The sequence below is a fragment of the Mesorhizobium sp. M8A.F.Ca.ET.218.01.1.1 genome, assembly GCF_004791165.1.
Lineage (GTDB): Bacteria > Pseudomonadota > Alphaproteobacteria > Rhizobiales > Rhizobiaceae > Mesorhizobium.
In genome coordinates, this window is sequence record NZ_SRUZ01000014.1 from 57,422 (window position 1) to 78,898 (window position 21,477).

The window sequence follows — 21,477 nt, forward strand, 5'->3', positions numbered from 1 at the left end:
GGTGGTGTGTTCCCGAACCTACTCTTCGCGCAAGGGATCGTGCTCCTCGGGCCGAGACGCCTAGCGGCTTGGGGCACGCCTAGAGCCCGGCCCGAAAGGGTGCGCCCTAGCAATAATCGTCGATTGAATCCTCATATCTGTCCGTGGGCGCGCCGATCGCAAGGCAATGTGCTTTCATCGCGCCCTCCAAGGTGAAGAACATGCCGCCCGACTCATGGCAGAATAACTCGCCTTCCATGAAGACGCGCGCATGGCTCCAGCCCTTGATCGACGAAGGCGTATTGCAAACGACTGACAGCGCGCCGTCCGGCCCGATCGCCGCTTCGATGACGGTGTTATCGCCATACTGGTTGCGGCCAAAGACTGCGGCCGGCGTAAGGCGCGCAAGATACTCCTGCAGGACATTCGTCGACATCGCCTCGGGACAGTTTGGAAACTCCGTTGGGGTCTTCCACTTCCTCTGAACGGCCTGCGCCGTCAGCGAGCGCGTATCCAGTGTTTCAGGCTGCGGAGCCATGGCCATGATGTAGCCTTGGCGACGCGGCGCGGCGCCTTCAACGCCTGACGTGGATGTCGGCACTTCGAAGGCCTCGCGCAGAATGGCACTCAGCGGCGATGCATCGAAATCGTCCGGTGCCGGGGCGGATTGATGCGGTGCAGGCCTATAAACCCAATCGCCGAGTACCCCGCCGCTGCCCGCCTGCCCAGCTTCTGCCCACGCAAGCAGGCGCTTGCGGCTTTCCTGCGCCTCCTCCTTGGTGACGACCTTCATCCACTCCCACTTCGGAACAAAGGACGCGCCCGGGTTCTCGAAGAAGGCCTCAAGAGAGCCATACGAGATAATGATGCGATTGCGGGTGATGGGATTGAGAAGGATGTTTTCCAGCCGCGTTACCCAGCGCAGGTTTTCCGGGCGGTTATTCAGCCGGTTGGTGTCGACGTGATCGACAACATGATCGGGCGATGGCCCAGGTCCATGGAAGGCGGTCGCGACGATGCGGTGAACCACATGCCCGACTATCTCGAAGTAGCCGGAATGCCGGTTGAAGGTTCCGAACGTCCAGACCTCATCCAGCTTCCTACGACGGGCATTCGGGCGGACGCACCTGAATACCGCGCCGTTGTCCCGTACAAGGTAAGTTTCCTGCTTGTAGGCGACCTCAAGGACCTTCTCGAACGTAGAAAGAATTTCATTTTGTGGCGGCTGCTCGGCCCCTGAATCCAGTGCCGGCATCCGCGCGAACGCATCCGTGTCGTGCATGGCACGCCCCCGTATGTTGGTTGCGGGATTCATCAGCCTTGCCGGACCATACCGGTGCTGGATTACTTAATGGCCGCAATATCCGAGGGTGCCAGGCGCGGTCTTATGCTCACATGCACCAGGAGAAGTCTGCCCACCTCCGGGAGAGGTGTCAAGCACGTCCATACAGGAGCAAAACATATGCCAGAGGGATCACGCCAGGAACTTCGCATAGAGATTGTCAGTCTCTCGCAAGCATTGCACATCGCCGTTTTCGGCACTCTCCAGCAGCTGCAGGCGGAGGACGCTTCTGTCGTCTCCTTCAGTCCTCATCGGGACATCGCTGCCATCGAGGAACAGGGTTTGATCGCCCGCATTGAGCTCCGCCCAGAACCCGTCCGTGGCTATCACCAGCTCTCCATCAAACTTTAATCCCATCACGTCGGGGGCCATGAATTCTCTCGCGCGGAAGCTGCGGGTCAAACGCTGGCGGGCCGGAACAGCTACGATGTCCGGTATGGACACATTGCCTGCGACATTGGCGAGCGTATGCGGCCGGCTCACCCAGTCTATGCCGCCCTTTTCGTCATATCTTCCCAAGAGGCAATCACCGGCGTGCAGCACCACGACCTCGCTTGGGCTGCGGAAATGCGCGATCATATAGCTGGCTGAATCGCGTGGGTGTTCTTTAGAAAGAGCGCCGTGTATTTCCCGCATGCGCCCGGTGATTACTTCGCTTGCTATCTCGCCCTCTACGCTGAGATACCAGTCGACCAGCGCCCGGCTGATCTGCCGGGCAAGCTCTCCACTGTGAGGCCCGCTCGTCGAACCATCCAGAACAACACAAAGCGCGCCCTCTTTGCGAATGCCGACCCCGGCGCAATCCCGGTTATCTTTGGTCCTCTTGCCGGACTGGCTTATCCACTTAACGGCCACCACCATATCAGTCACCACCGCGGCTTATGGCGACAAAGCGATCCCGAACGATATCCGAGCGGCCCGCGGGCCCGCGGACATTGCCTTCAAGGAAATATTCGAAATCGGCATCTTCAAGCAGCGCCGCAAACTGCGCGGCGATGAACTGGCGGATTTCGGCATCGGCTCCGAGGATTTCATCGACGATTTCCGGCCGGCCATCGACGATAAGGAGGATGTCCTCCAGATCACGGCTCATGAAGAGATCGCCTTCGCCGCGGCCGAGATAGGCCTCAAGCTTTGTCGCGACGAATAATTCCGGGGCCAGGTGTTTGATCGTCAGCTCGCCCGTCAGGGCATGATCGACGGACGTTTCTATCCCTCTAGCGTACCAGCGGTTACTGAAGCCGAGGATGTCAGGGTCGTCCGGCATGAAATCGACTTTGAGGTCGCCAAGCCGCATCCGGCAGATGACACTGTCTTCCTGCGACTCAGCAAATCCCCGCTTCCTTAGCTCTTCCTGCAACTGCGCCCAGCCCGCGTATCCCGCCAGGTCGACAATGAGGTCGACATCGTCAGTCGCCCTGACATCCTCAAGGGTCACTTCGTCGGTGATGAAAAGAGCGGTCGTACACCCGCCGACAAATACCAGGCGCTCCCGAAAGTCGCCGCCCAGCGCCTCGGCGACTGTCTGCAGCATGAAAAGCAGCTGGCCCCTGACGGTCATTTGTTCAAAAGCCTCTCGGAAAGCCGCTGCCCCGCCAGACCCGCCTCACGCTGATTTCCGAGCCGGATGGCATCGACGAGGGCTAGGTACTCGTACAGCCGTTCGTCCTTCTGGACAGCTTCAGGCACGCTCTTGAATAGGGGCTCTACCGATTGCCCCATGTCACGACCTTCTGCGTACGGCCAGATGTGTATGTAGTCACCCCCGCTTACCAGCAGCCCCTTGAGCATGGGCGCGGCAAACGCCGTGGGTATGCCGCGCGTCATCCCCCCGGCTTTTGCCGGGAACACAAACTTCAGCCCATGGACGATAAAGTTATGCAGATTGCGACGATGGGGATTGGCTCGTCCCGTCTCCCGATCTTTGATGGCTAGTCCCGATGATAGGCTTCGCTTGATAGAAGCGTTGATCTCGCTCTTGCTGATTCCAACGAGCGACTCCAGGCCACGGACAGAATAAGGGGCCTCGCCCGGAATGCCCCAGTGAGGCTCCCCGGAGCCAACTAGCCCTTCCTGCTCCTGCAAGCTCACCAGCTTCAGAAGCACCACGATATCCTGACTTTTCATTCCATTCATGCGACGTGTCCTCTGTCCTAGGACTAAGGACATAGCATCATATCAGCCCGTCTCCTGTCAATGAGAATGAGACAAGGGCGGAGCGGGATGCGCCAAAACACATAATTATGACAATGAATTAGGGGGAATTCTCCTGCCCAACCGGTCAGGCAACCTGCTCCCCAACAGACCAGCTCTTTACCACGGCTAACCAGGCCAGAGCGCTTAGTCCTCAGAATTTGACATTGTCAGCATTTTTGACTTACTATCCTGACATTGGAGAATCGTTATGAGTGATGGTCCCCATCGCAGTCTGAATATGCGGCCCCACTGGAAAACCACCGCGCAGCGGGCGGCGAACCTCGCCCACACGCTCGATGATGTCTGCGCCACGTTCTCACAGGCGCTCAGGAGGGACATTCTGGCGGCGCCCATCGCTCCCGTTCGCGACATCATGAACAGCGACACGCTGTTTCCGAACATGCGCATCGAGAAGCTGGAAGCGCTTCGCGCGCGCCATCCCCGCTCGGCTGCCGCGAATAGCCTCATTGACTGCGCCGTTGAGGCAGCGTCCACGGGCGCAGCCGGGGAGACGGGAACGGCCACGGCGCTTACGGCCGCCTTGGAAGATTGTGCCCGTGCTCCTTTGCGGCAGATTGACGAGCACTATCAGCGGGAAGCCGGAGCGCGGGCAAGCCGGACGGTGCGCACGCGCCTTGAAGATGCCCTGGGCAAGATGGATCGCAGCAGCATGGCTCGCGACCTGCTTGCGTCCGATCGTCCGCCATCCCGCCGCACCGTTGAGGTACCGCGCCAGACCGGCATTGATGACGGGCCGCCCCTGCCATGACCTTAGCTCCTTACAAGGTAAAGGTGCCTGTCCATGCCATCGACACGGTTCCGTCCGGACGCCCGCGACGCGGCCGGCACGCCTTCGATATGGGCGCGAGTTTCAGCTGCAGCACCGCGGCTCTTGAATCCTATGCGTTCGCGAACTGGGAGCCCGTCATCTACGATGCGATGGTCGTAGCCGCATCCATCGAATACGCGGATCGGACGTTCGCTCGCCCCAAACTCGGCTGGCGCCGCGACTTCACGCTGCGCGTTCCAGTGCTCGAGCCCGAGCGATGGCAAGAGCCATCGGTTTACAATGCCCTTCGGGACGCCGCCGGCTTTCTGACCGGCGATGACTGGGTCTTCGATTTCGTCCGGCGCGACGAAGCGACGCCGCGCCCCTCCCAGGAGTGCCTTCAGTTCAGCGTCACCACCGATGCGGTCATCGCGTATAGCGACGGCATGGACTCCCGCGCGGTTGCCGGACTCACTGCGCAGGAACTCGGACGCAAGCTGGTGCGCGTGAGGGTTGGCTCGAGGAAGGCAGGTCTTCCAGAGCCAGGCGAGCCAGTTCCTTTCACGGCCGTGCCTTATAACGTTAAGGCCTCCGGCGAGACGAGCGCCCGTAGTCGCGGCTTCAAGTTCGGGCTGGTCAGTGGGATCGCCGCTTATCTTACCGGCGCATCCGAGATAGTTCTCCCTGAAAGCGGTCAAGGAATCTTCGGGCCTGCTCTCGTCACGTCTTCGGCGCAGGCCTATCCCGACTTTCGCAGCCATCCCCTCTTCACGCGGCGCATGGAGCAATTTTTGACGGCGCTCCTGAAGCATCCGCTGCGCTTCATCTTTCCGCGTATCTGGTCGACCAAGGGCGAAACGCTTAAGGCCTATGCGGCCTTGCCGGACAGCGACGACTGGCACGGCACGCGATCTTGCTGGCAGAGCGCCCGCCACTGTTCCCTGAACGGCGTACTGGTGCAATGCGGCGTCTGCGCGGCCTGCATGCTGCGCCGCATGAGTGTTCACGCAGCCGGCCTTCATGATGATGACAGCGGCTATGCGTGTAGCAACCTCACGGCCGCCACGTTCGAGGAAGGAATACAGCCCGGCTTCAAAATGCGGGGCCTGGCCTTGCGTGAGTACGCGATAGCAGGAACGCAGCATCTGGATCACCTGGCTGATCTCGTCCTTCCGATCCATCGACCGGTACTGCGGCGTCACGCTTTGCTGGCTTCTGGAGCGACCGGCATCCCGCATTCAGAAGTCGAAGAGAAACTGGTCTCTGTGCTCCAGCGGCATAGCGCCGAGTGGAATAACTTCTTACGGGAAAAGGGAGCGCGTTCATTCCTAAGGCAATGGACGCGGGCATGAACATGATTGAGCCCCAAGAGCGCCTGTCTGACGCGGAGATCGGTGAACGTCTGCGCCTCGCCCGGGAAAGCCGTAGAATTACGCAAGCCGCGGCCGCCGATCTGATCGGAGCGGCGCGCACGACGATAGTTGCCATCGAGCAAGGAAAGCGCCGCGTCCAGATGGACGAACTGCAAAAACTTGCCGCAGCCTATAACACCTCTGCAAACGCGATCCTGCGACGCGCTGCCGTGCACTTGGACATGGTGCCGCGCTTTCGGAAGCTGCATGAAAGCGAGGATGAAGACGTTGAACGGGCGACGCGCCTGCTCAACGACCTGGTACGGGCGGAGGTCGAGCTCGAGGATTCGCTTGGTATTGTGCGGGAGCGCCGCTACCCGCCCGAACGGCCGCTGCTCCCCGGTGATCTGTATACGCAGGCGGAGCAGCACGCGCAGGAACTTCGTGACTGGCTGGGTCTAGGTCCCGGGCCAATTACCGATATCGTGTCCATCCTGGACCTGCAGCTGGGCGTCCGGGTGTACGTTCGAAAGCTTGACGGCAAGGTGGCGGGATTGTTCGCCTATGACGAGCGGGTCGGCGCATGCATTTTGCTGAATGCTTCTCACCCCCACGAACGGCTGACCCAGACCGGAGCGCATGAGCTCGCGCATTTCGTATCAACGCGCCGTCAGCCTGAAGTTTTGACTGAGGATGAGCGTTTCGTATCGCGTGAAGAGCGCTATGCCAACATTTTCCAGCGCTGCTTTCTGACGCCAGGGCGGGAAGTTCGCCAGCGCTTCGCGGAAATCACGGCCGGGCAATCGCATCTGTCCCGCCGCCATGTAATCTTGCTGGCTCATGCGTCCGGCGTTTCGCGCGAAGCAATGGTTCGGCGTCTGGAAGAGTTGGGACTTGCACGCCCGGGAACCTGGGACTGGTTCGTTTCCAACGGCGGCATTAGTGACAGCGACGTGCGCCAGGTGTTGGGTGTTGCCCCAGAAGTTCCCGCATACAGGGGCATGGCGCGCGGTCTTGTTCCGCCCCGGCTCGCGCTTCTGGCCAGGGAAGCGTGGAAGAAGGAGTTGTATAGCGAGGGCCAACTGGCGCGGATGCTCCAGGTCGACCTCCACGGGATACGCGAAGTTTTGGATGGCGCTGAGCGCGAGGAGAGCGAGGCCGATGAACTCGTCCGCATTCCCCGCTAAGCCGGGAAGCACTCTGATTGCCGATGCCAGCGTAATAATAGGGCTCAACGCCAGCGGCCACGCGCGGCGCGTGCTGGCGCTTACTTCTTGTCGCATTCTGGTTCCCGAGAACGCCAGCCAAGAGCTGATGTTGGGGGCAAAATTCGGACATGATGATGGGGCGCAGCTCGATCAGCTTGTTGCCCAAGGATTAGTCGAACCTATCCGGCTCGGACAGGCAGCGTTGGGGGTCTATGAAATGCTTCTCGACGGTACCTATGGCGAGACGCTTGACGACGGCGAGGCAGCAACGATTGCTGCGGCGGTGGAATTGCGCGCCGTAGCGATGCTCGATGAAAAGAAGGCACGGCGAATGTGCGCGAAGCACTTCCCCGATGTCATCCGGGGCTGCACCGCAGAATGGCTTCTTCATGCCCAAGGGCTCGGGAGTGCTGACCAGGCTGAGGCTATGCTGAACGCTCTGCAGAAAGGCCGGATGCGGGTGCCCTCGGAATTCATGGGTGAGGTAGTGACGCTGATCGGCGTTGAAGCGGCAGCCGACTGCCCCAGCCTGCCGCGGCTGGTGCGGCAATCTGCAATCCGGACAGCCTGACGATGTAGGGAGCCAGAGTGCCCCATCGTACCCTAATTATCTTCGAAGCCGACTTCGCTTACATCAAGCTTCAAGTCTCGAAGATTGGCGCGAACGACGTCTACGACGTCTGGCGGGTACCCTCCCGAAGACGAGCCTTCAATCTCAAGGGTGATCTTGAGCGATGAGCCGGCAGGCCGCGTCAACTCGAAGAGAATTTCCTTCGCAATGGCTGCCACCTGCAGCCCGGCCTTGTCAGGGTCGAGCGTAACCGATCCATAGAATCTCTTGGGTTGTTTCTGGCCGCTCGCCGTATCCGACCGCGCCTGACCGGCAGGTGTTGCGACGCCCCCGTCCTTCGCGACGTTTCCGTCATTTGCTGCACTTGCGGACGATTCTCGATTCGGAAGCGCCTTGCGCCAAACGAGCAACCCGGCCGCAGTAGCGGTCCCCAGAGCCGCGCTCCATTGCGTCACTCCGAGGTAGCTTCCATCCGCATCGTTGAAGCTCTTGGCAAACGCAACCGGTGCCTCGATCTTACTTATGAGTTTTTCAATCGAGAGCGTCAAAGTGGCATCATCGCGCAGCCGCGATAGATAGACATATGACGCAAACCAGTCGAGCAGAGTAGCTACCAGGACGTGCGGCGTATCCTCGCCCCAGACCTTTCGCAGGTCTGCGAGCAAGGTGTCTGGCCCCAGGTCATCAACAATCACCCCAGCCGCTTTCAGCTTGTCGTAAACCACTTGCGGGATGGGCTTGCCGGGCGCCCGGTTAACCACCGACGAATGCTCAAGACTGAAGCCTGACGCAGCGCCTGTCCCATTTGCAGCATCCTTGGAAGCGGCGGGATAGATTACATGTGACCAAGTGCTCCGAACGCGCTGCGCGAGTCCTTCAGCCGCTTGCCGCATGCGCGAAGTAGCATCGTCAAACTGGGCCTTGGTAAGCCCTTCGGCCATCGCTTCATCCTGCACGATGGAGTTCCAGGCGAGATACTTCCTAGCGATCTCTCGGCAAGAATCGAGGCCGCTATCATCAGCTGCTACGAAAATCACTGAGTTGCGATAGCGACGTTGCCCCGAACCGCGACGCTGTATTGTCTCCGTGGCGATTCGCTCGGCTGCACTGAGGTCATCAGTTCTGAGGGCGTGACTGAATGCGGGCGGGAGAATGATTAGCGCAACTGCGCGTCCGTCCTCAACATCCAGCGGATTCTCGGGCGCTGCATGCACGCGGTGGAACCCGCCCTTATGAGCCTGCTCCTTTCGCAAGATCGCAATGATTTCTCCATCAGCATCTTCTGCCGACACGTCCTTTGCTCGTTCATCTGCAATGCGGTTGAGCGTGGGCTGCGTTGAGAACCAGTAGCGGTCTCCTTCCCGGTAGAGGTAGGCCGAGCGTTCTGAGAGCTCTCGTAGGGCGTCCCCGAAGATGGAAATCTGATCGCCTGGTTGCGCGCATGCTAACCGCAGCGCAGGACCTGTCAGCCCGCCGCGCATGGAGCCCATATGCGGGGCCGTTGCAAGAAACACGGCACGCGCGGCGCGCGTGGCAGCAATTACATCGCCGAATCTCTTTCGAGTAGCCTCCATCTTCGCCGGCAAGGCCATGGACCCATCGACCTCTGCCTGCACAATAGGTCCATAAGATTTGTCCAGGGGCTCCAGGATTGCAGTGCGAACCTTGTCTTCGGAGAGCGGCAACAGCGCTAAGGTAATCATCGGCGCAGTGCTTTGTGCCCTCCAAAGTGCGTAAATGGCATTGGCCATGATCTTTAGGATGCCGCGGGTCCGCTGAAACTTCTCCAGCGTCGACCAGTCCTCCGAGAACCGCTTAAGCACTTCAGGGTGGATCGGATAGGCCCGCTTCATTTCTTCGCGATAGGGAGCCTCGCGCGTTTCTGGAGGAAAATCCGCGGGATTGTCTCGGTACATTTTGCTGAATGCCTGGATCGTGACATCCCGTGCCTTCTCGCCGTCATCGTCCAGACTCTGGAACAGGCGACGGCGCACGATCTCGAAGGTTTCAGTGCCGCTTGCCGGGGTCCAAGCGGACTGCACGCGACCAAACAGCTTCTCAAGGCGGCGCAGCGCATCAACACCGCGCTGATCACCAACCTCCATGTCAGACTCGGGTAAAGACCCGATCACCATGGCCCCCGACACCGACGCGGCTGCTTCAGTCAGTGACTGAATGAACGCATGGAAGGCTTCGTATTCTTCGCCGCGAAGCTGTTTTGCGAACGCCACCACTTCGTCCAGCAGGATCAAGCAGGGCGAGGCCTGTTCAAGGATTGATACCAGTCGCTCAGAGCCTGGGTTGGTGCGGTGGTTTTCGGAGTCCGCGATAAGATCAACGGCCTTCCAACCTCCCAGGCAGTAGGCGATGTATCCCCAGGCGGTTCGCACCTGCCGCCCATCACTTGAATGCATGACCTCGCTCGGCCCCTTGTGAGTGCCGACGAAAACAGCCCTTTTCACTTCCGGCAATGTCCCGACGCCAGCTGCGTCGAAAATCGACTTCATGCCATGGAGTGTCTCAGGCGCATACTTGGCAGCGCGCGCTCCGGCGAGATGGTAGAGCGCAAGCATGGTATGGGTTTTGCCGCCGCCAAAATTCGTCTGAAGTCCGATTACGGGATCACCGCCCTTCTTCGCGAACCGTTCTGCGGCAGACCGCAGCACGCGGCTGAGGCCTTCGGTCAAGTAAGTGATGCGATAGAATGCTAGTGGGTCCGTGTACTCTTCTGAGCCAATCCCCTGATCAACGTGCGCAAGATTTGCTGCAAACTCCGCATCAGTAAAACGCGCCTCCAAAACATCCGGGTGGGGCTGCGCCACTTCGCGCCAAGGCTGCAATTTTTCAGACATCGGCGGCTCTTCGAGCCGCGCTTCTTCCTTCGTGATTTGCTTTGCGGCGGCAGGGTTGGCCGATTTCTGCCGTTCATAGAGCTGGTCGACGATCTTCACCTGCGGCTTGGCGCCAACCGCTTCCAGAAGTTCACGAATAGCATCCAAATAACGCAACGCCTCGCGGTCCTGCATCATGCCGTCAAAATGCGAGGACGAGTTGCGAGCATCTAGCGCGAGCGATACATAGCTGCGGGCTTTGCGGACGCGCGCATCATGCCGGAAAACCTCGCCGTAATTGTCGAGGATGGTCTTGAGCAATCCATACACATCCAGTTCGCCCCTGCCATCGCCGCCGGCTGCACGACTGGCAAATTGTCGCCAGTTCGCTCCGTGACGCTGCTTCATCTGCTCCGCAACATAGGGCGATAGCCCCACACGGAGGGCTTCCAGCGCTGCATCGACGTTTTGTTTTGCCCCGAATGCGTTCGTCATAATATCTTCCCCTTAGAGGTCCAACACGGCCTGGGCCGGCCCGCGTTCGCTCTCAAATTCAAGTGCCGCTTCTTCAAGGTGAGGGAACTCTTCCGCGAGCAGGTTGTAGACCTGCGCTTCCTGAGCCCATCCCTTCTTCTCACAAATGTCGTAGAGGCGGTAAGCAAGCGTCCTGGCAGCCTGCGCATCCTCAGGATTCATCGCCGCTACAAGCCGAGCCGCCGACAACTCGCTGCCATCTTTTGCCTCAAGGATGCGTATGAGATGCTGAGCACACTCCCAGTGCGTGAGGCGTTTGTCGGTTGCCGGGTTCCAGTTGGCAGGAAGTTCGCTCCGTCTGAGCAGGCGCGCCACTCCCCCCTTCGCGTAAAAAACTCCAGCCTGTTCAAGATCAGCGAGCCCCAAGTTGTAGGCATTCGCCATTCCTATTGCGTCTCCCGATTTGCCGTCGGAAATGCCAAAGGCCTGGAACCAATCTACGCAGAACCGTGTCTCGGGATCGTAGTGAGCGTCCTCCTCACCCAGAATCTCTTCTCGCACTTCGTTGACAAGCGCGATGGCCGTACGAACGGTCATTTCGGAGTCGTCCGGCTCCAAGACTTTCCCATAGCCGGTGAATATGCCCATCCCAGGGCCAAGAGCTGACTGCGCCATATCCACAGGACCTACTCCAGCTTCTTTAATCCTCTCAATGGCGTCAGGCATTTCTCGTTTCAAGCGCGCGACGAACTCCCGGCGAGTTGCAACCGCGGCGGTCGGAAGCCGTTTGCGGCAAACAAGAACAATTGAGGAGGCAAGTGCATTAGCCGCGTTTGAGTTCATGCGGACTTCGCCCTCGGAGCGCACCGGCCAAGTGCCATCGACAGCAAAACCCGCGTCAAAAACGGCCTGCAAGAATGTGGCCCAGCCAGGAGAAGTTAAGCCCTCTTCGGCGACTTCAGATTGTTTGAATGCATAGTAAATTGTGACTGGGGCGCTCGCGCTAGATGCCGAGATGATATTCGTTAAGGCGCGTCGCATCCCACCCAAAAAGAACGACTCTGCTTCGTCTTGCCCTTCATGTCGATAAGGCTTTGCAATGAGCTCTTCATCTTTCGGAGTGAGCATTCTCCTAAACAAATCTGGCCAAACCTCTCGTAATGAGCGGCGTAGCCAAACGAAGAAATAGTCAGAGAGATCTGCGTAACCTACGTTATCGTAATACGGTGGGTCGGTTGATATCACCACGTTATCTGGAAGATCGTACAAACCGTTTGCCGCGTTTGCCAAGCCGACATTACCCGTACCTGCGCAGCTACACGCTTCAACACAGGCCGATATTACTCCAATGCAAGTGTCTATAGCGCCACTGGATTTAGCCAGAACATTGGGCTCGGCAAAATCCCATGTCATTGGAAGTGCCTGCCGGTTGAATGCTGATCTTATGGCGTTGTCCTTGGGCAACCATGTCGATTGTGTAGAGCCGTAAGCAGCCATTCTGTCGACCACGAATGCAAGATATGTGGCAACGGCGTCCGCGTAAGCAATTGAGTCAGCGCCACCCTCAGCTAGTGGGAAGCCGGGAAGCATTCCGCTGGCCTCGGCATCGGCAAGCACCCTTAATCTCGCCTCACTTACCAAGTCGGACATTGTCATAAGAACGACCAGCTGCCGCGAGGTGTAGAGTTGGTCCCACTGCGTGATCCCATACTCCACAACATTGGTCCTTCCCGGCCAATGACTTATCTCTCCGCTGGGCGTGTCGGCTGGGGCTTGTACCGCCGCTGCATCAACGTGTCGTTGGTCGGCAGCCAAATATTCCCGCCCACGGGTTCCTTCAGTAACAATAGCCATAAGGCGAATGCCAAGTGCTCCAGCCCTTCCTTGCTCACGCAAATAGGAAAAGGGCATTGGCGAACCGGTTAATATGCAGGTACCCCCTTTGCTGCGCTCTACCGTCCCGTTTCTTAACTCACGCTCTCTTTCCGCTGGCAACGTTCCGGTCTTAACCTCAAATCGCCAGCCGTCAGGGGAACGTTGGTCTCGTACAATCTCGACCCAAGAATTTTTATCCTTCTTTGATGACAAGATAAAAGACGATACTAAAGGAACATGTGCACCCTTCGCCGCAGGATCAGGTGACACCACTGTCCGCGCCCATAGCCAAGCAATTACAGGAGCGTCAGCGCCGGATGAAGAGGTCACCATTGGATAAAGGTGACCAAGACGCTGCTCTGCTTGCAGCCGCATCCATTCGCCGTAGTGCCTAATATCCGCCGCAAGCCCTTCTGTATTTTTCCACCTTCGATGGGCATCACGAGAAGGATTCACCGGGCTCCAATTTGCAAATTTCGGTGGTATCTCGATAAGAGCTTTTGATATCAGAACCGGCACAGGATTGAGGTCGGAGCCGAATGCGCGAAGACCCAATCGCTGTGCCTCAAGGGGAATCGACCCGCCGCCGCTGAACGGGTCATAGATAGCTGGTGCTTTCTCTTGCAAATATTTGAGTATCGAATTGGGTTCATTCCTACTCGGGGGTTCATCGCCCAATCCCCAAGCAACAGAGCGAGCAATTTCCCACCTGGCGGCATTCATAATATGCTCGTTGTTTGAGGCGTCCCAAGGAACCATCGCCTCTATGACCTTATGAAGTCGTTCTCGTTCAGCCCTTTGGTCAGCGTCCGACGGGAACCGATCTGGCCATGATGAGGGGTCATCTACCAACTGCGCAAATATGACGGCGCGACATGTCGCAAGGGGCCTCTGCGCCCACCATTTATGAATAGAGGTGGGGTAGCCCTTCGGTGCCTTCTTCTTCTGGCGCAGCGCTTCCGGATTAATGTATTCCAGCGGAAGAGCGACCTCTATCAGTTTTTTTCTATGAGCTTTGGTCATGATTATAGACTATCCGGTATGTTGCAGGATGAAGAGTAAGCCCGCCCTGTTCGAGCAACGCTCTTAGGCGTCCGCCAGAGACCTCAGTCGGGTTCCCCTCCGAGTCGGAAAGAACAAGTGCGTAAGTGCTTGGATACTGATCAATCAGGGACCAAACATCCGCCTCAAGCTGGAGCGGCTCCTGTTCAAGACAGTGGTCCTTTGGCCAGTAGTAGCGCTGGATGTCCCCCGACGCGCTGCGGCTCTCCCAAGGAAAGCGCGAGTCATGCGCGCGGGTGATCCATCCGCCATTCGGGTGGAAAAACCGATCCTCCCCGTCCTTCTTGTAGCCTTGGGATTTCGCAAAGCGCTCCATGATCTCAAGCTTCCTGGGCTTGGGAACGGAATGTGCATGGACGAATGAGTTCTGCGGACGCGCCACCGGATCGGGCTCATCCTCGATGTCGTCGCTATTGGAGGTGCTGGCCGCCTCAGGGACGAATGGCTCCAGTTCGTCGATGGGCCGTTCTGTCAGCCCTTCGGGCTCTTCCACTGAGGAGGTAGCGTCCTCCGGCGAGAAGCCATCCGAGGTCAGCTGGACCTCGCCTGTCTCATCAGCAGCCGGTGCCGACAAATTGAAGTTTTCAGCGAGATATTCCCGCACGTCGCTGGCAGGTCGCTCAAAGCTGTAATCAAGCGCGGCTCTAATATCGGCACGGCCAAACTGACGCGCGATTTCCTCGGGAACGCGCCGGGCTAAACGCGCCTTTGGCAGCTCATCAACGTACAAAACGTTATCCAGCCACAAGACATCAGCGCGCCGTGGCAACCCAGCCGGTACACCCTTCAGATAGGGGATTATTTCGAGAGCGGGCGCGGATTGCCATGCCGTCACGGCAAGGCGTTTAGCAAGCGCTGCCAATCTCTGGCCATCACTCTCAGAGTCAAAGACCGCCCGGCTGAGTTCTGAGCCCAGGACAGCGATCCACTCCTTGATGACTGGCTTCGCGGGCTGCTGAGGCTGCTTGTGAAACTGCTCTTCGATATGCGCGGACAGTGACGGCACAGCCGAGAACGGCAACTCGTTGGTCGTGGCAGCCGGAAGCTTGATCATGTCCGCTGTCTGCTGCTTCACCCAAGGATGGAGGTTGGTCCACGGAACGAGAGACTGCATGGTTATGCTGTAGGAAAGCGTGTCGGCCGGAACCCATTCGCCAGCCAGATTCAGCCAATGACCGCACTCCTCCCAAATTCGCTGCGGGTAACGGGCAAGAAGCGCACGCACCCGGCGTCCGTCATCAGCAGAAAGCTGTTGTCCGGACGGGAGGCCTTGCAACCAATCGATCGCGAGTTCGGCTGTCGGCCGCTGGACTCCGAGCCGGGACCAAAGCGCGAGATCGGTGAGGGCGCTGCGAATGACCGCAGCGGCAGGCACATCCTCCTCATCGGACAGTAAGAAGATACTGTCGATCGTTTCCCAGGTCGCGCCTTCCGAGAGGATCAATCGCTCTTGAGAAAGCGCTTTCTTAATCTCCTGAAAGTCAGCGGTGGTGCACGTTCCCACCATCTGGTCGAGGCGGCGGTAGCATTTCTCGACATCAGCGATCGGTGCCTTTTGGACCTGGGCGTATACTCGCAAGCGATCAAGCAGACTGGCCGGCCCGTGAGGCTGGTGGCGGACTCCGAGCAAATCCATCACGGGTCGAGACGCTTCTCGGTCAAGAAGCGCATTCACAAAAGGCTCGATGTCGAGAAGGCTTTCCGTTTCAGGAGTGCGGCGTAGCAGCTCCGCCGGCTTACGATGCATATTGTGGGTATCTGGAAGACAAGCGCGTTCCCCCAAGCGGCGCGCCCAGTTCGGTTCGAGGTCTTCATAGATAATGGAGCGTTCGGTGCCTGTTGTCGCGACTTGCTTTAGCCGCGCTGATTTTGCGCTGCTCCAGTAGCTTTCGCGCTGAATGAGAAGCCGCTCCACAATCCGGCCCCAGATGCCAGGATCACCCTTCTCTGCCGCCTCCCAATGTAGCCAGAAGGACTCTTTGAAGTCCCAATCCTCTACGACAAAAGAACTGGTCTTATAGTGATAGGTGATATCGCCTTTGTAGCCCCGCTTGGCGGCTTCTTGCTGAACGTTCTGGCGCCCATAGATCGTCTTGCGGGTTTGCGTGAGCGGAATGAACGTGAGCAATCGGGCATTGCCATGCGACACCCAACGAAGCCAGTCTTCCTCGGAACAGGACTCAAATTTCTCGGTGTAGTCGCCATGAAGGATGACGGCATCCCACTGGTTCTCCGGAATGAGTTCCTGAAGCCACCCATCCTCGTCAAAATAGAGCGGGCTAGTCAGCGGATGGATCGTCCGGCCGCGCGACACGAAGCGGAAAGCGTCGCCAGCCGATGCACCAAGCCTGGCCGCGATCTGGGCAAGACGGACGCAATCAGCGAGAGTGACCTGCTTTTGGGCGAAGAATTCCGCGGCAACACGGTTTATGACAGCATCAGCGTTGCTCGTATCATCGAGGCCAATTTTCTTAAGGACCGCATATGCGCCTGCTGTGTGTTTCTTGAGTTCCTCGGCGCCGCCGCTTTCAGACTGACGACGCTGATCTGCGAGGTAGCGTACCCAATTCTGATTTACGGCGGTGAGATGCCCGGAAAGGAATTGCCAATCCGAATCGGACTGAAGCAGCTTTTTCTCGCCGAGCCGTACCACCTCGTTTGCGGCATAAAGAACATCTTGCCCCTGAACGGGCACAATGCGCAGAGCGTCCGGAGCTGAAAAATAATAGCCTGCGACCTCGGGAGCGACGTAGGCCCAAAGAGTCAGTAGCTTGCGCCAGGACTCAGGCTTGGGCAGATGTCGCCGCCTGAGCACATCAAGCAGCGCCTTCTTGTCGACCTTCTCGACAAAATTCCAGCGAACCAGCTTTTCCTTGTCCTGGGTCGCGATGTCATGCGCGAGAATGGGGCGATGATCATCATCTAGGAATTCTGCGGCCTGCTGTGCTGACCAGATATCAAGCACGATGTCAGGAATGATAATTCCCTCACCAGCCAGAACGACATCGCCGGTTTCGGTCAAAAGTATTGCTTGCTCACCGACAGCGTCGGCGAATGTCTCTTCGACAATGGTGCCGCAAATCCCGCCGAGAGAGGAATCCTTTCGATCAACGTCTGGCAACAGCCCGTAGGCGGCAACCCGCTCGATGATTTTGGTCTCTTTTTGAGCAAGCCAGGCCGTCATGACCGAAGCGGCGAGCTTGCCTGCACGCTCAAGAAGCCATCGATTGGTGGCTGAGATTGCCGGGTCCTTTATGTCATTGCGGTCGGGCTTAGCGATGAACGGCGCATTGCAAGCAAACGGCAACTGGGTCTTGACCCCGGTGGGAAGTACGACAAAAAGCCGGCCCTCCACCCCGAGCACCAGTTCAACTTTGCTCGCAGGAAAATCGGCTTGTTCATCGGCCGACAGAGTCCGCTCTTCGCGTATCTCAGCCAGGGCTTCTTCAGGGAATGGGACCGCCTCCGAGCGAACAATCAGTACGGGCTTGTCTTCACTTCCATGCATCCCCATCCATTCAGAGCACTCGACGGGGCCTGGACCCAGGCTGCCCCAATTGATGGCGTGGCCGTTGATTTCGATCCGCCGCAGATTTCTGAAGAACAGCAAGGAAACCGGACTGGAGAGCCACTCCTCCAAATTGCGCTCAAGCTCATGCTGGCGGTGCTGGTCACTGATCGCAACGCTTATGCAGGTCTTTCCGTCTTGCCGCGTACCGGCAGGTGACCAGCACGGCTCAGTGAAGCGCTTCCGCAGAAAATCCACCGAGAGACTGGGGGTAGCAAGCTCAACGCAATCGCCAAGGCTGAAGGTACTCTTGAAGCCTATTCCCCGAAATCCGATCGTATGCAGAGAGCGTTTGCTGGAGTAGCCGAAGCGGCAGAGCGAGGCGAAATGTTCGTCCGAAAAATCTTCGCCGTTGTGCTCAAAGGAGAACACGCCGTTCTCGATCCGAACCTTGGCTTCGGTCGCGAACGCGTCGTCAGCGTTCTGCAGGAGCTCGGACAGGACATGACGCGGGCTTTGGACTTGCCTGAATAGCTGATGCCATGGACCCGCGAGCTCCGGGTCCCGCTCTAGCTGATCCCATCTGTTCGCGGCTTTGCTCCTTATCTCCTCGAAATATCCGGGTTTCACTGCTAACACGGAGTCTCCCCCGCGTTGATGATCTTGCTGAGACTAATGATGCGCGAAACTTCCGCGAACCCCGGTTCGGGACCGAAAAGCCCGGTGGGGCGGCGCACATAAACTGGTTGCCGCGCAAATCCGGCTTCCACCTGTACAACGGCTAGAACGTAGGCATCCTCGGCATTGTAAGCCGTTAGCATCTCATTGCGCGTGATGGTGATTGTGTCTGCTGCCTCGTGTCGACCCTTCACCTCAATGAAGTGAAGCTTTCCACCTTCCGGCTCGCGGCTTTCGATGTCGTAGCCTCGATTTTCGGAGCAGACATCCGTAGGGTTGCGGCCAAGCTTGCGTTCGCTTTCCATGACGGCGTCCATCGCAAGCCTCTCGATGCGCTCGCGATCCTCTGCCATGCCATTCGGAGGAATTTGCGTTCCATCGGTTTGCTTAAGCAGCCAGCCTATGGGAACGATTAATGCGGCACCCTGGATTTCGGGCGGCAGAGGAGCGATGGCGCGTTCCTTCGCAAGGTCGATGAGACGCTTCTCAAGACGGTCCGTAAGAAGGTCAACGTGACGCCGCGCGTTCTGTGAATTGAGCCGCTGCTGGCGTCCCGCCTGTTCTTCCCTTTCGAGCTCCAGGGCGCGGTGCTGCCAATGAAGTATTTCCCGGCGCAGCCGCTCCTTGACTGCAGCCTCGGTCCTTTCAATCTCATAGACACGTCGCGCTCGGACCTCTTCCAGATGGCGCGGCACAAGCTCGGATATCGCATAGCCGCGCGCCGCATCTTCGATAAGGGTGCTCTGCGCTATCAGCTGCGTGTTTTCGCTGGTTCCGGCGTTGAGAATGCGCCCTTCAACCAGTTTTCGCTCGCTGTCATTGGGCGGCCTGAAGTCAAGGTAGGGAGCCGCACCGCCATCATGCACCTGTAACTTCGCGTCGATGAACACGAACTGCAGACGCTGCGATATCAAGCGCGGCCTGCCGTTCGCCGCCATCCGTCCATCTTTGATATCGTGCTGAAGATAGATAAGCGTGCGGCAGTCAGTGCCCATGTCACTTTCATCAACGAGGATCGCTCCTTGGGTGAGCAGGTTTCGGTACCGCTCCATCGTCAGGTCAATCACTGAATCGAGCAGCGGATGCCCCGGGGCCACGAGTGCCGCTTGGTGTTTACCGGGGATATCGGCCTTGTCAAAACAGACACGCTCATAGCGGGGCAGAACAGGATCACCGCGCCCGATCTGCCTATCCCGATCTCGCAGTATGGCCGGCACGCGCGTGATTTCGTAGCGCCCGGACTCCCGCGGACGCATTACGCCGCCAGATAGTGCGAAGGCTTCCTCGAAGAAAGATCTTACATAGCGCGGCTGCAGCCGTCGTGCCTCCGCCCGTTCCATGTCCTCGCGCAGGGCATTGATGGTTGCCGCATCCAGCCCTTCCTTGGTCAGCTTGTTACGGGCCACGAGCTCTTCAATGCGCTTCCTGTCTACCGCGCCGTCTATTGCTTCGAACAAACGCGCCTTGACGTCAGGCCGCTCGCCGTAGCGGATCGCTTCCATGAACATTTCACGAAGGGCGCGCGCTTCGAACAATTCGCCGAGCACGTCGTAGACCTTGCCGCCCAGCGTTTCGCGCGCCGTCTCAAGCTTTTCGAGAAGGCGGGCATAAACCTGCCCCTCGCGCGTCTCACCGGCTATGAGATTCCATAAGTGACAAACTTCGGTTTGCCCGATGCGGTGGATGCGCCCGAACCGCTGCTCCAGGCGGTTGGGATTCCACGGCAGGTCGTAGTTGACCATCAAGTGAGCGCCGCGCTGAAGGTTCACACCTTCACCGGCAGCATCATTGGCTATCAAGAACCGGACAGTGGGATCGTCATTGAACGAGGCGATAGCTGCTCTGCGGCGATCGCGAGGGATTCCGCCATGGATAACCGCGACGCTCTCTTCTTCACCTGTGCGCGCGCGGATACGGGCACTAAGGTATTCGAGCGTGTCGCGGGATTCTGTGAATATGACGAGCTTGCGGCGAACATCGTTCGCAGGGTCGAAGACAAGCGGGTCGTCCAATATCTGATCAAGCTCGCGCCATTTGCTGTCTTCGCCCGATCTGCGCAGAACGCGAGCCAGCGATTCAAGCTCCTTGAGCGCAATGATTTCCGCTTCGAGCTCTGCGATGGTTCGAGCGGCTGTGGCCTGATCGACAACCTGTTCCTCCAGGTCCTCAACCTCATCCTCTGGCGCTTCCTCAAGGTCGTCTTCGTTCCAAGCCGGGAGAGCCTCCCTTTCCGAAAGCTTTTCAGCGCCGTCACGCCCCCGTTTGAGAAGCTTCTCCTCCTCAAGCCGTGCTTCTAACCGCGCAAGGCGTCGCCGCAGAGACTCGTGGATAGCCGCCGGAGACGACGCAAGGCGGCGCTGCAAAATCTGCAGCGCAAAACCGACGGTGTTGCGCCTTCGCTCTCCGCCTTCTTGTATTTGATCAGCCCGGTTCATTTCTTCGCGAACGTACCGGGTCACCCCTTCATAGAGAGCCGCCTCTTTGTCCGAGAGCTGGTAGGAAATCGTGTAGGCCTTCCGCTCAGGAAACAGGGGAGTCCCATCGAAGCGGCGCAGTTCTTCTTTCGTCAGGCGTCGCATCATGTCAGAGACATCGACTTTGCGGGCACCTTCCCGGAATTTCCCTTGGAAGCGGTCGGCGTCCAGCAGACCCATAAACAGCTGGAAATCGGCTTCCTTGCCGTTGTGAGGGGTGGCGGACATAAGCAAGAAATGCCTTGCCAGTTCACCAAGCATTTGCCCGAGCTGATACCGCTTGGTGTATTTGGCTTCGTTGCCAAAGAAGCTGGCCGACATACGATGGGCTTCGTCGCAGATGATGAGGTCCCACATCGGCGCGGCTTTAAGCTTGGCTTGAAGCTCCTCAGAGCGCGCGATCATATCAAGCCGTGCGATAAGGCGCTGCTTCTCGCCGAATGAGTTTCCAGAGGCGGCCGCCTCGAGTTGGTCGCGGGTCAGGATGTCAAACGCAAGATCAAATTTGTCTCTGAGTTCGTCCTGCCACTGCTCAACCAGGCTGCCCGGCGCGACGATCAGACAGCGCTCAAGGTCGCCCCGTATCAAGAGCTCCTTTATCAAAAGACCCGCCATAATGGTTTTCCCCGCGCCGGGGTCGTCAGCAAGCAAATATCGCAGGGGCTGGCGCGGCAGCATTTCACCGTAGACGGCAGTGAGCTGATGCGGGAGCGCGTCAATCTGTGATGAACGAACCGCAAGGAACGGATCAAACAAATGTGCCAGCCGGATACGCAATGCCTCCGAAGCCAGGCGCATCAGGTGGCCATCAGCATCAAAGGCGAAGCGGCGAGTCTCAGCCTCTCGCTCAAGTGTCGCTTCAGATGAGCGAAACAGAATGGTTTGCTCGACGCCGCCGCCGTTAGACTTAAACGTAACTTCTACAGCGTCCGCGCCATATGATCGGGCTGCTATGATCTCAACGATCTCGCCAGCAAGAATACCCTTTATCCTGGCTCCCGGTATTATCTCTTCGAGGCGCATTGCTTATCTGACCTTCTTCGTGGCGCGACCATTCGGAGCTTCAGACCGCCGCGAAGCCTGCAGCGGGAGGCCGCTCTCGCCACGATGTGCCTCTAGAAATTCCAGGAGTGCATGGCGCATGATCCAGGCGGCGGA

General features: G+C 58.4%; 12 protein-coding genes. 4 read left to right on the forward strand and 8 right to left on the reverse strand.

The window, feature by feature from the left end; genetic code table 11:
• Positions 1-106: 106 nt before the first annotated feature.
• From EN861_RS33150 to EN861_RS33165, 4 genes are all read right to left on the reverse strand, one after another.
• The gene (locus tag EN861_RS33150; RefSeq protein ID WP_210235206.1) at positions 107-1,261 is read right to left on the reverse strand and encodes an HNH endonuclease signature motif containing protein; all 1,155 of its coding nucleotides are present in this window, start codon (positions 1,259-1,261) and stop codon (positions 107-109) included.
• A 192-nt stretch (positions 1,262-1,453) separates the two neighbouring features.
• Positions 1,454-2,182: a protein phosphatase 2C domain-containing protein gene (locus EN861_RS33155; protein ID WP_135867685.1), complete on the reverse strand. Its 729-nt coding sequence runs from the start codon at positions 2,180-2,182 to the stop codon at positions 1,454-1,456.
• Position 2,183: 1 nt separating this feature from the next.
• The gene (locus EN861_RS33160; protein WP_135867686.1) at positions 2,184-2,882 is read right to left on the reverse strand and encodes a hypothetical protein; all 699 of its coding nucleotides are present in this window, start codon (positions 2,880-2,882) and stop codon (positions 2,184-2,186) included.
• Complete coding sequence (locus EN861_RS33165) at positions 2,879-3,448, reverse strand: hypothetical protein (RefSeq protein WP_135867703.1); 570 nt, start codon at positions 3,446-3,448, stop codon at positions 2,879-2,881. The genes EN861_RS33160 and EN861_RS33165 overlap by 4 nt, the downstream gene beginning before the upstream one ends.
• Before the next feature lie 277 nt (positions 3,449-3,725).
• On the opposite strand from EN861_RS33165, the gene EN861_RS33170 reads away from it, so the two are divergent.
• The 4 genes from EN861_RS33170 to EN861_RS33185 are packed head-to-tail and all read left to right on the forward strand — an operon-like array spanning position 3,726 to position 7,417.
• On the forward strand, positions 3,726-4,286 hold the full coding sequence (locus tag EN861_RS33170) for a hypothetical protein (RefSeq protein ID WP_135867687.1): 561 nt from the start codon (positions 3,726-3,728) through the stop codon (positions 4,284-4,286).
• Positions 4,283-5,638: a 7-cyano-7-deazaguanine synthase gene (locus EN861_RS33175; protein ID WP_135867688.1), complete on the forward strand. Its 1,356-nt coding sequence runs from the start codon at positions 4,283-4,285 to the stop codon at positions 5,636-5,638. The genes EN861_RS33170 and EN861_RS33175 overlap by 4 nt, the downstream gene beginning before the upstream one ends.
• A complete protein-coding gene (locus EN861_RS33180) occupies positions 5,635-6,825 on the forward strand; it encodes an XRE family transcriptional regulator (protein ID WP_348630917.1) in 1,191 nt (396 codons plus the stop codon). Before EN861_RS33175 ends, EN861_RS33180 begins: the two co-directional genes overlap by 4 nt.
• Entirely contained in the window at positions 6,800-7,417 is a 618-nt protein-coding gene (locus EN861_RS33185) for a hypothetical protein (protein ID WP_135867690.1), read from the forward strand. The genes EN861_RS33180 and EN861_RS33185 overlap by 26 nt, the downstream gene beginning before the upstream one ends.
• Before the next feature lie 32 nt (positions 7,418-7,449).
• On the opposite strand, the gene EN861_RS33190 is transcribed toward EN861_RS33185, so the two are convergent.
• Genes EN861_RS33190 through EN861_RS33205 form a run of 4 tightly spaced genes read right to left on the reverse strand, consistent with a single transcriptional unit; the run spans position 7,450 to position 21,342 of the window.
• Entirely contained in the window at positions 7,450-10,743 is a 3,294-nt protein-coding gene (locus EN861_RS33190) for a DUF499 domain-containing protein (protein WP_135867691.1), read from the reverse strand.
• 12 nt (positions 10,744-10,755) lie between these two features.
• Positions 10,756-13,620, reverse strand: coding sequence for a DUF1156 domain-containing protein (locus EN861_RS33195; RefSeq protein WP_135867692.1), 2,865 nt, complete (start codon positions 13,618-13,620; stop codon positions 10,756-10,758).
• Positions 13,604-17,806 (reverse strand): ATPase, encoded by a 4,203-nt coding sequence (locus EN861_RS33200; protein WP_135867693.1) that lies wholly within the window; start codon positions 17,804-17,806, stop codon positions 13,604-13,606. The genes EN861_RS33195 and EN861_RS33200 overlap by 17 nt, the downstream gene beginning before the upstream one ends.
• Entirely contained in the window at positions 17,800-21,342 is a 3,543-nt protein-coding gene (locus tag EN861_RS33205) for a helicase-related protein (RefSeq protein WP_135867694.1), read from the reverse strand. The genes EN861_RS33200 and EN861_RS33205 overlap by 7 nt, the downstream gene beginning before the upstream one ends.
• Between the last annotated feature and the right edge of the window lie 135 nt (positions 21,343-21,477).

Excerpts from the sequence above, each read along its gene's own strand:
- EN861_RS33160 (WP_135867686.1), bottom strand. The coding sequence starts at position 2,882 with ATGACCGTCAGGGGCCAGCTGCTTTTCATGCTGCAGACAGTCGCCGAG.
- EN861_RS33165 (WP_135867703.1), bottom strand. The coding sequence starts at position 3,448 with ATGAAAAGTCAGGATATCGTGGTGCTTCTGAAGCTGGTGAGCTTGCAG.
- EN861_RS33195 (WP_135867692.1), bottom strand. The coding sequence starts at position 13,620 with ATGACCAAAGCTCATAGAAAAAAACTGATAGAGGTCGCTCTTCCGCTG.
- EN861_RS33175 (WP_135867688.1), top strand. The coding sequence starts at position 4,283 with ATGACCTTAGCTCCTTACAAGGTAAAGGTGCCTGTCCATGCCATCGAC.
- EN861_RS33150 (WP_210235206.1), bottom strand. The coding sequence starts at position 1,261 with ATGCACGACACGGATGCGTTCGCGCGGATGCCGGCACTGGATTCAGGG.
- EN861_RS33170 (WP_135867687.1), top strand. The coding sequence starts at position 3,726 with ATGAGTGATGGTCCCCATCGCAGTCTGAATATGCGGCCCCACTGGAAA.
- EN861_RS33155 (WP_135867685.1), bottom strand. The coding sequence starts at position 2,182 with ATGGTGGTGGCCGTTAAGTGGATAAGCCAGTCCGGCAAGAGGACCAAA.
- EN861_RS33205 (WP_135867694.1), bottom strand. The coding sequence starts at position 21,342 with ATGCGCCTCGAAGAGATAATACCGGGAGCCAGGATAAAGGGTATTCTT.
- EN861_RS33190 (WP_135867691.1), bottom strand. The coding sequence starts at position 10,743 with ATGACGAACGCATTCGGGGCAAAACAAAACGTCGATGCAGCGCTGGAA.
- EN861_RS33180 (WP_348630917.1), top strand. The coding sequence starts at position 5,635 with ATGAACATGATTGAGCCCCAAGAGCGCCTGTCTGACGCGGAGATCGGT.
- EN861_RS33185 (WP_135867690.1), top strand. The coding sequence starts at position 6,800 with ATGAACTCGTCCGCATTCCCCGCTAAGCCGGGAAGCACTCTGATTGCC.